At 38.3% G+C, this 10,178-nt stretch carries 9 protein-coding genes; all 9 read left to right on the top strand.

The window, feature by feature from the left end; genetic code table 11:
* Positions 1–859, top strand: an 859-nt coding sequence (gene dnaN, locus QZZ35_RS07010; protein ID WP_291236748.1) for a DNA polymerase III subunit beta, incomplete at its 5' end; no start/stop codon positions are given.
* A gap of 8 nt (positions 860–867) precedes the next feature.
* A complete protein-coding gene (locus QZZ35_RS07005; RefSeq protein ID WP_291236747.1) occupies positions 868–1,077 on the top strand; it encodes an RNA-binding S4 domain-containing protein in 210 nt (69 codons plus the stop codon).
* A complete protein-coding gene (gene recF, locus QZZ35_RS07000; protein ID WP_291236746.1) occupies positions 1,077–2,180 on the top strand; it encodes a DNA replication/repair protein RecF in 1,104 nt (367 codons plus the stop codon). The genes QZZ35_RS07005 and recF overlap by 1 nt, the downstream gene beginning before the upstream one ends.
* Positions 2,173–4,083 carry a DNA topoisomerase (ATP-hydrolyzing) subunit B gene (gene gyrB / locus QZZ35_RS06995; RefSeq protein WP_291236745.1) on the top strand — a complete coding sequence of 637 codons (1,911 nt, stop codon included), beginning with the start codon at positions 2,173–2,175 and terminating at the stop codon, positions 4,081–4,083. The genes recF and gyrB overlap by 8 nt, the downstream gene beginning before the upstream one ends.
* A 19-nt stretch (positions 4,084–4,102) precedes the next feature.
* Positions 4,103–6,598 carry a DNA gyrase subunit A gene (gene gyrA / locus QZZ35_RS06990; protein ID WP_291236744.1) on the top strand — a complete coding sequence of 832 codons (2,496 nt, stop codon included), beginning with the start codon at positions 4,103–4,105 and terminating at the stop codon, positions 6,596–6,598.
* Entirely contained in the window at positions 6,595–7,344 is a 750-nt protein-coding gene (locus QZZ35_RS06985) for an MBL fold metallo-hydrolase (RefSeq protein WP_291236743.1), read from the top strand. Before gyrA ends, QZZ35_RS06985 begins: the two co-directional genes overlap by 4 nt.
* Before the next feature lie 20 nt (positions 7,345–7,364).
* The gene (locus QZZ35_RS06980; RefSeq protein ID WP_291236742.1) at positions 7,365–8,672 is read left to right on the top strand and encodes a cation:proton antiporter; all 1,308 of its coding nucleotides are present in this window, start codon (positions 7,365–7,367) and stop codon (positions 8,670–8,672) included.
* A gap of 40 nt (positions 8,673–8,712) precedes the next feature.
* The gene (locus tag QZZ35_RS06975) at positions 8,713–9,555 is read left to right on the top strand and encodes a fumarate hydratase (protein ID WP_291236741.1); all 843 of its coding nucleotides are present in this window, start codon (positions 8,713–8,715) and stop codon (positions 9,553–9,555) included.
* Positions 9,556–9,577: 22 nt separating this feature from the next.
* A complete protein-coding gene (locus QZZ35_RS06970; RefSeq protein WP_291236740.1) occupies positions 9,578–10,129 on the top strand; it encodes a Fe-S-containing hydro-lyase in 552 nt (183 codons plus the stop codon).
* Positions 10,130–10,178 lie beyond the last annotated feature (49 nt).

Below are 10,178 nucleotides of genomic sequence, written 5' to 3'. Positions count from 1 at the left end.
TGAGGTTTCAATTCAAACGGATGATGCCTTCAGAGCATTGATTAAATGTGAAAAAGCAAAATTCAATATTGCCGGTAAATCAGGAGATGATTTTTCTTATCTTCCAGAGATTGAAAAAAATCAAATGGTTGTCTTATCCCAGTTTTCTTTGAAAGAAATTATCAGACAAACAATTTTTTCAATTGCAGATAACGAAAACAATCGATTGATGACAGGTGAACTTTTTGAAATTAACGGAAATGAAATGAAAGTCGTTTCTCTTGACGGTCATCGAATTTCTATTCGAAAAATTGAACTGAAAAAAGAATATAATCATATTAAAGTTGTTGTTCCTGGAAAAACTCTGAATGAAGTCAGCAAAATTCTGTCCGGAGGCATTGATGATGATGTTTGTATGTTTTTTACAGGAAGACATATTGTCTTTGAATTTGATGATACGATTGTTGTTTCAAGACTTATTGAAGGTGAATATTTCAGAATTGAACAGATGCTTTCCAGTGATTACGAAACAAAGATTTCAATTAACAAGAAAGAACTTCAAAGTTGTATTGAACGTGCATCTCTTCTTGTAAAAGAAGGAGATAAAAAACCAATCATTATGAATATCATGGAAGATGCTATGGAACTTAAAATTAATTCATTCATTGGCTCTATGAATGAAGATATTGATATTATCAAAACCGGACGGGATCTGATGATTGGTTTCAATCCGAAATTTATTCTCGATGCCCTTCGTGTTATTGATGATGAGAACATTGATATTTATATGATCAATCCAAAGGCACCATGTTTTATCAGAGATGAAGAACAGAAATATATTTATTTAATTCTTCCGGTAAATTTTAATCCAGGTGTATAGGAGACGTTATGGAAACAGTTAAATTAAAAGATGAATTTATAAAACTCGGACAGGCACTAAAGGCAGCAGGTCTTGTAGGATCAGGTCTGGAAGCAAAAATTGTAATAAAAGAAGGACAGGTCTGCGTTAATGGTTTAACAGAATATCAGCGGGGTAAAAAACTTTATGACGGTGATATGGTAACTTTTAACGGCGAGACGATAAAGATTGAAAAATAATGATTATTAAATCTCTCGAACTATGTGATTATCGAAATTATAAGGATCTTCATATGCATTTCCATGAAGGTACGAATGTTCTTTATGGGGATAATGCCCAGGGGAAAACAAATGTTCTGGAATCTATATATGTTTGTGCTACCACAAAGTCGCACCGTGGAAGCAAAGACAGAGAATTGATTCGTTTTTCAAAAGATGAAGCACATATCCGAATGTTTGTTGAAAAATATGGGATAGACCATAAAATCGATATTCATTTGAAAAAAAATAAATCTAAAGGTGTTGCTATTGACGGAATTCCGATAAAGAAGTCCAGTGAACTGATGGGAATGATCAATGTTGTATTCTTTTCACCGGAAGATCTGGCAATTATTAAAAACGGTCCGTCAGAAAGACGTCACTTTATAGATATGGAATTATGTCAACTTAATAAGGTTTATCTCCACGATGCTGCAAATTATAACAGGATTATAAGTCAGAGAAATAATTTGCTAAAGCAGGTTCATTATGATGAATCTTTAAAAGATTTGATAGATGTATGGGATGAGCAGCTTGTTCATTATGGAATCCGTATTATTCAGGAAAGAGAGAGATTTATCAGCCGGTTAAATGAATTGATCATTCCGATTCATCAGAAATTAAGCGGTCGAAAAGAAAACTTAAAGATTGTATATGAACCCAATGTTGTCGGCGAAGAATTTGCAGAACAGCTTCTTCGCCGGCGTCATCATGACCTGAAATCCAAGTCAACAACCGTAGGACCGCATCGGGATGACATGGGATTTTATATTGATGATATGAATGTCCGTCAATATGGTTCTCAGGGACAGCAGCGGACAGCCGCTTTATCATTGAAATTGGCAGAGATCGATCTTGTTAAACAGTTTATTAAGGATACACCGATTTTGTTATTGGATGATGTATTGTCTGAACTGGACAGTTTCAGGCAAAACTATTTGCTAGAGAGTATTCGCGAGATTCAGACAGTGATCACATGTACCGGATTAGACGAATTTATTAATAGTCAATTCAATATCGATCGGATTTTTAAGGTCAATAATGGTTCAATTGAAAACCAACAGCAGGAGGTTAAAGATGAGTGATAATTATAATGCAGATCAAATTCAGATTTTAGAAGGGCTGGAAGCCGTTCGTAAGAGACCTGGTATGTATATCGGCAGCACTTCTTCAAAAGGCCTCCATCACCTTGTTTATGAAATTGTAGATAATGCGGTGGATGAGGCTTTGGCTGGTTATTGTGACACAATTACGGTAACGATCAACAAAGAAAACTCAATTACCGTTGTCGATAATGGAAGAGGAATTCCTGTAGATATTCAGGAAAAGGCCGGGAAACCTGCAGTTGAAGTAGTATTTACAATTCTTCATGCCGGAGGTAAATTTGGCGGAGGAGGATATAAAGTTTCCGGAGGTCTTCATGGTGTTGGAGCTTCTGTAGTCAATGCATTGTCTGAATGGTTGGAAGTTGTTGTATATAAAGAGGGCAAAAAATACAGACAGAGATATGAGCGCGGCAATGTGGTGACAGATCTTGAAGTTATTGGTGACACACAAAAAAGAGGAACGAAGGTTACTTTTAAACCGGATGCACAGATTTTTGAAGATACAGTATATGATTTTGAAATCCTGAAAGAAAGATTACGCGAAACCGCTTTTCTTACGAAAGGGTTAAAGATTATCCTGATCGATGACCGTGGGGAACAGTCTGTAGAACGCATTTTCCATTATGAAGGCGGAATCAAGGAGTATGTGGAATATCTGAATCGCCCGCATGATGTGCTTTATCCTGAAATTATTTATTGTGAAGGTACAAAAGATAATGTTTATGTTGAAGTCGCTCTTCAGCACAATAATTCTTATTCGGAAAGTTGTTATAGTTTTGTCAATAATATTATTACGCCTGAGGGCGGTACACATCTCATCGGTTTCAGAAATGCATTGACAAAGACGTTTAATGATTATGCAAGAAAAAATAAACTTCTTAAAGAAAATGAACCAAATTTGTCCGGTGATGATATTAGAGAAGGTCTGACAACAATTATTAGTATCAAGATCGGTGAGCCTCAGTTTGAGGGACAGACAAAGCAGAAACTCGGAAACAGCGAAGCCAGAGGTGCTGTTGACAGTATTGTCAGTGAAAAGCTGATGATCTTTCTGGAGCAGAATCCGGCCGTGGGAAAAATTATTGCTGAAAAAGCGGTCCTTGCACAAAGAGCAAGAGATGCGGCGAGAAAAGCAAGAGATTTGACACGAAGAAAAACTGCGTTGGAAACGATGAGCCTTCCGGGAAAACTGGCAGATTGCTCAGATAAAGATCCTGAAAAATGCGAGATTTATATCGTCGAAGGTGATTCGGCCGGAGGTTCCGCAAAGACAGCGAGATCAAGAGCAACTCAGGCGATTTTACCGCTTCGTGGAAAAATTTTAAATGTTGAAAAGTCACGTTTGGATAAAATTTTAGTTAATAACGAAATTAAGGCAATGATTACCGCTTTCGGAACAGGTATTCATGAAGAATTTGATATTTCAAAGCTGCGTTATCATAAAATTATCATCATGACGGATGCGGATGTTGACGGTGCCCATATTTCAACGTTATTATTAACTTTCTTTTATCGTTTTATGCCTGAGCTTATCAGACAGGGATATGTTTATCTGGCTCAGCCTCCGTTATATAAAATTGAAAAGAACAAAAAAGTATGGTATGCCTATGACGATAATCAGCTGAATGATATTCTGAATGAAATCGGAAGAGACCAGAACAACCGAATTCAGCGATACAAAGGTCTCGGTGAGATGGATCCGGAGCAGCTCTGGGAGACAACTATGGATCCGGAACGCAGAATTCTCTTAAAAGTAACTATTGATGACGCCAAACTGGCAGCTTTGAACGATACATTTAATACCTTAATGGGAGACAAAGTTGAACCTCGGCGTGAATTTATTGAGACTCATGCAAAATATGTGCGTAATCTTGATATTTAATAAATGGAGGAGATAGTTAATGGACGATTTAAGTAATGTTTTTGACAAGATTCAGGAAGTGGATCTTCAGAAAACAATGGAAACATCTTATATTGATTATGCCATGAGTGTTATTGCCTCCAGAGCATTACCTGATGTAAGAGATGGATTGAAACCTGTTCAGAGGAGAATACTCTATGCGATGATTGAGTTGAACAACGGTCCGGATAAGCCACACCGAAAGTGTGCGCGTATCGTTGGTGATACGATGGGTAAATATCATCCACACGGGGATTCATCAATTTATGGTGCTTTAGTTAATCTGGCTCAGGAATGGTCTACACGATATCCGCTTGTGGATGGACATGGAAATTTTGGTTCTGTGGATGGCGACGGCGCTGCAGCTATGCGATATACTGAGGCCAGACTCAGCAAAATTTCTATGGAGATGACGGCAGATATCAACAAAGATACGGTTGATTTTGTTCCAAACTTTGATGAGACAGAAAAAGAACCTTCTGTTCTTCCATCACGTTTTCCGAATCTTCTGGTTAACGGTACAACAGGTATTGCAGTCGGAATGGCAACCAATATTCCGCCTCATAATCTCAGAGAAACCATTGACGGTGTTTTAAAGATCATTGAAAACAAGATTGAATTTGACAGAGAAACAGAAATCGAAGAGATACTCGATATCATTAAAGGTCCTGATTTTCCGACAGGTGCCATGATTCTTGGAAGAAACGGTATTAATGAAGCTTACCGTACAGGAAGAGGAAAAATTAAAGTTCGTGCAGTTTCAGAGATTGAACCGATGGGAAATGGACGTCAGAGAATTGTTGTTACAGAACTTCCATATATGGTCAATAAGGCAAAACTCATTGAAAAAATTGCTGAACTTGTGAGGGATAGAAAAGTAGAGGGAATTTCAGATCTGCGTGATGAGTCCAGCCGTGAAGGAATGCGGGTTGTGATTGAACTTAAAAAAGACGCAAATCCGAATATTGTTCTGAATCATTTGTATAAACATACTCAGCTTCAGGATACATTCGGTGTAATCCTTCTTGCTTTAGTAAATAATGAACCGATGGTTTTGAATCTCAAGCAGATTCTTGAATTATATCTTAAACATCAGGAAGAGGTTATCACACGAAGATCAAGATATGAACTCAACAAAGCAGAAGAAAGAGCACATATTTTACAGGGCTTATTAATTGCTTTAGATCATATCGATGAAGTTATCCGTATTATCCGTTCTTCTAAAAATGTTGCTGAAGCAAAAGAGAAGTTAATTGAAAGTTTTGGATTAACAGATATTCAGGCTCAGGCCATCGTCGATATGCGTCTGCGTGCATTGACAGGCTTAGAGCGGGAAAAACTGGAAAATGAATATGCAGAACTTCAGGCAAAAATTGCTGAATTGAAAGCTATTCTGGCAGATGAAAAGAAACTTCTCGGTGTGATCAGGGATGAGATTACGATTATTCGCAACAAATATGGCGATGATCGAAGAACTTCCATTGGAATTGATGATGATGAAATTACAATCGAGGATCTGATCAAGAAAGAGAGTACGGTCATTACTATGACAAAGCTCGGTTATATCAAACGTATGACAGTGGATAATTTCCGCAGTCAGAACCGGGGCGGCAAAGGTATCAAAGGTATGTCAACACTTGATGATGATTACATTGAAGATCTTTTAATGACAAGTACACACCACTATATCATGTTCTTTACAAATAAAGGAAAGGTGTACAGAATCAAAGCCTATCAGATTCCGGAATCTTCAAGAATAGCCAGAGGTACAGCCATTGTGAATATTCTTCAGTTAGAGCCGGGAGAAAAAATTACGGCTATGATCCCAATCAAAGACTATAAGCAGGATTCTTATCTGTTTATGGCTACCAAAAAGGGGATCGTAAAGAAAACTTCTATCAAGGAATATGATAATATCCGAAAGACTGGAATTCTTTCAATCAATCTGAGAGAAGACGATGAATTGATCGAAGTTAAAGTGACGTCCAATGAAAATGACATTTTCCTTGTGACAAAGCAGGGTAAATGTATCCGTTTCAGTGAACAGGATGTTCGTCCTACAGGACGTACATCGATGGGAGTGATCGGCATGACTCTGGACAGTGACGATGAGATTATTGGCATGCAGCTGGATACTCAGGGGGATTCACTTCTTATAGCATCTGAAAATGGTATGGGTAAAAGAACTTCTCTTGATGAATTTAATCGTCAGTACAGAGGCGGAAAAGGTGTACTTTGCTATAATATTACGGATAAGACCGGATTTGTTATCGGTGCGAAAGCCGTCAACGACAGCCATGAAATTATGATGATCACATCCGGAGGAATTATCATTCGTATGCCGGTAAACGGAATATCGAAAATCGGACGGTACACTTCCGGTGTAAAACTTATGAATATTGATGTCGAAAAGGATATTAAGGTTGCCAGCATTGCAAAAGTGCGTGAAACTGAGACAGAAGAAATGAATCAGGAAATGGATGGACAGACAGAATGAAAATAACATATATTTACCATAGTTGTTTTGTCGCAGAAATTGAAGATTGTATTTTTGTCTTTGATTACTATAAAGGTCATCTTCCGGAATTTGATCCGAATAAGAAGCTGATTTTTATGGTAAGTCATCAGCACGGTGACCATTTTAATCCATCAATTTACGAATATGCAAAGATACATCCAAATGTAACTTATGTGTTATCATCGGATGTGAAAAAGAGTTTAAGTTTTGCTGTCCGTGTTGGAAACGGTGGAAAACACACCGTTTTTGTGGATGAAAACGAAAAAATTTATTTAAATGTGGATAATCGGGGAGTATTAACACTCTCCGATTATCCACGTGGAATAAAGATCGAGACACTGAAGTCTACGGACGAAGGTGTTGCGTTTATTATTGAATATGCTGGAAAATCTATATACTTTGCCGGTGATCTTCATTGGTGGACCTGGATTGGTGAGACAGCAGAGGATGAGATTCGGCGCGAACAGGAGTACAAACATGAGCTGGCGAAAATAAAAGGCCGGCATTTTGATGCTGCCTTCGTTGTTTTGGATCCGAGACAGGAAGAACGTTATTGGTGGGGCTTTAATGAATTTATGAACAGTGCCTGCGCAGACATCGTTTTTCCAATGCATTTATGGGAAAATTATAAGCTCATTGAGCAGTTTAAAAATGACCCGGCTGCAGAAAATTACAAAAATCGAATTATGTCTGTTGAACATGAACAGCAGATATTTGAAATTTAAGAGATGAAAGAAGGAATAATATGACAACGATACTGGCAGTTTCGGTTGCATTGATTATGGGATTAATGATGACCCGTATCGTAAAACCGTTAAAATTACCGGATGTTACAGCATATCTGGTAGCAGGGGTTCTTATAGGACCCTATTTTTTAGGGAGACTGAATGTTCCGGGAATTGGTTTTATTTCCAGTGGTGATGTAAATCAATATGCTCTTATATCCAATGTGGCTTTGGGTTTCATCGCTTTTGCTATTGGAAATGAATTTCGTTTATCCCAATTGAAAAATACAGGACGTCAGGCGATGATCGTAGGTATTTTGGAAGGTTTGGTAGCCTCTCTGGCAGTTAACATTGCTATGTTCGTTCTCCATATGATTCTTGGAGATAAGTTGCCAATATCAACGGCAATAACATTGGGAGCAATTGCTACGGCAACAGCTCCGGCGGCTACGTTAATGGTTGTTCGTCAGTATAAAGCAAAAGGAAAACTGACAGATATTCTTCTTCCGGTTGTTGCACTTGACGATGCGGTTGCACTTATGGTATTTGCTGTATCTTTTGGTGTTGCTCAGGCCTTGAAGGACGGAGCTTTTAATGTGACATCTATTTTGGTGGAACCGTTGTTGGAAATTGTACTTTCACTTGTGGTAGGAGCTTTCATGGGATGGCTTTTGACACAATTGGAAACATTATTTAATTCCAATAGTAATCGACTTTCGCTGACGATTGCTTTTGTATTTTTAACCGTTGCTGTTTCTATGGCAGAATTTGATGTGGGCGGTATTCATATTCAGTTTTCATCTCTGTTAGTATGTATGATGCTTGGAACAATTTTTTGCAACATATGTCCATTATCAGAAGATCTTATGGAAAAATCAGACAGATGGACTGCGCCGTTATTTGCATTATTTTTTGTAATCAGCGGAGCAGGGCTTGAACTCAGTGTATTTTCTGACATCAGTATTGTGATTATCGGTGTTGTTTATATTGTATGTCGTTGTATCGGCAAATATATTGGTGCGTTCTTAAGCTCCAGTGCAGCGGGATGTGATCCGACAGTTCGAAAATATCTGGGAATCACGCTGTTTCCTCAGGCTGGTGTAGCCCTTGGAATGTGTATTACCGCAGCTGCAAAATTTGGAGAAGAAGGGGCAATGATTCGAAATATCATTTTATTTTCCGTACTTATTTATGAACTTGTTGGTCCATCAATGACAAAATGGGCATTAGGCAAATCCGGTGATATTCGTCCGATGAGTCATGAAGTTGAAAATCGAAGAGCGATTAAACTTCAGCAGGCGGGAGAAAAGAGAAGCAATAATAAATAGTCGAAAATGACAAAAGTAAATATCGGTCAGGAGGAAAAATATGAGAGAGATATCATGTCAGTTAATTCAGAATACAGTTCGTGATATGTGTATTCAAGCTACGCATTTTTTATCAGAGGATATGTCGGCAGCGATGAATCAGGCAATTGAAACAGAAAAATCACAGCTTGGAAAAATGGTTTTGAAGCAGTTGGAAGATAATCTTAGAATAGCGGGAGAAGAGATGATTCCGATTTGTCAAGATACAGGAATGGCTATTGTGTTTATAGAAATCGGTCAGGAAGTCCATATTGTGGATGGAAGTCTGGAAGATGCTGTCAATGAAGGGGTCCGAAAAGGATACACCGAAGGATATCTCAGAAAATCTGTTGTTGAAGATCCGATTTACCGTAAAAATACAAATGATAATACACCGGCTATTATCCATTATTCTATTGTACCAGGAGATACATTTAAGATAACTCTTGCACCAAAAGGATTTGGAAGTGAAAACATGAGCAGAGTATGCATGCTGAAACCTGCGGACGGGATTGAGGGTGTTAAAAAAGCAATTCTCGATACGGTAGATGCCGCCGGTCCGAATGCATGTCCGCCTCTGGTTGTTGGCGTAGGAGTTGGCGGGGATTTTGAAAAATGTGCAATTATGTCAAAACATGCGCTGACCAGACCGGCAGGTACTCATTCAGAAATTCCATACATAAAAGATCTGGAGATAGAAATGCTTGAAAAAATCAATCAGCTCGGAATCGGCCCTGGAGGATTGGGAGGAACTGTTACAGCAATGGCCGTTAATATTGAAACATATCCGACACATATTGCCGGACTTCCTGTTGCAATTAACATTTGCTGTCATGTCAATCGTCATGTAAGCAGAGAGTTATAGGAAGAGAAAGGATGGAATTATTGTGGAAAGATATTTGAATGCACCTTTGAAACAGGAAGATATTAAAAGTTTAAAGGCAGGAGACTATGTATATATTAGCGGAACTATCTATACTGCCAGAGATGCAGCACATAAACGTATGTATGAAGCAATGTTGTCCGGTAACGAAATTCCTATGAATTTACAGGATAATATTATATATTATATGGGACCGTCTCCTGCAAGGGAAGGACATCCTATCGGATCAGCAGGACCGACAACCAGCAGCCGCATGGATAAATATGCTCCGTTACTGATGGAGCATGGTCTTAAGGGAATGATTGGTAAGGGAAAACGCTCTCCTGAGGTCATTAATGCAATTATAAAAAATGGTGCAGTATATTTTGCGGCTGTCGGCGGAGCGGGTGCCATATTATCAAAAACCATCAAGAAATCTGAAGTTATTGCGTATGATGATCTTGGAACAGAGGCCATAAGAAAACTGGAAGTGGAAAATTTCCCTGCTATTGTAGTCATAGATTCGGATGGAAATAATCTTTACGAAACAGTTGTGGGTGCGTATCGTACAATATGATACAAGGGTCAGAAGGTCATGCTTGAATAAAAAGTATGACCTTTTTAAC

This window comes from Frisingicoccus sp., from assembly GCA_016298055.1.
Taxonomy (GTDB): Bacteria; Bacillota; Clostridia; order Lachnospirales; family Lachnospiraceae; genus Frisingicoccus.
This window is presented reverse-complemented; position numbering and strand designations above follow the sequence as displayed.

Excerpts from the sequence above, each read along its gene's own strand:
- QZZ35_RS06985 (WP_291236743.1), top strand. The coding sequence starts at position 6,595 with ATGAAAATAACATATATTTACCATAGTTGTTTTGTCGCAGAAATTGAA.
- QZZ35_RS06980 (WP_291236742.1), top strand. The coding sequence starts at position 7,365 with ATGACAACGATACTGGCAGTTTCGGTTGCATTGATTATGGGATTAATG.
- gyrA (WP_291236744.1), top strand. The coding sequence starts at position 4,103 with ATGGACGATTTAAGTAATGTTTTTGACAAGATTCAGGAAGTGGATCTT.
- QZZ35_RS07005 (WP_291236747.1), top strand. The coding sequence starts at position 868 with ATGGAAACAGTTAAATTAAAAGATGAATTTATAAAACTCGGACAGGCA.
- recF (WP_291236746.1), top strand. The coding sequence starts at position 1,077 with ATGATTATTAAATCTCTCGAACTATGTGATTATCGAAATTATAAGGAT.
- gyrB (WP_291236745.1), top strand. The coding sequence starts at position 2,173 with ATGAGTGATAATTATAATGCAGATCAAATTCAGATTTTAGAAGGGCTG.
- QZZ35_RS06975 (WP_291236741.1), top strand. The coding sequence starts at position 8,713 with ATGAGAGAGATATCATGTCAGTTAATTCAGAATACAGTTCGTGATATG.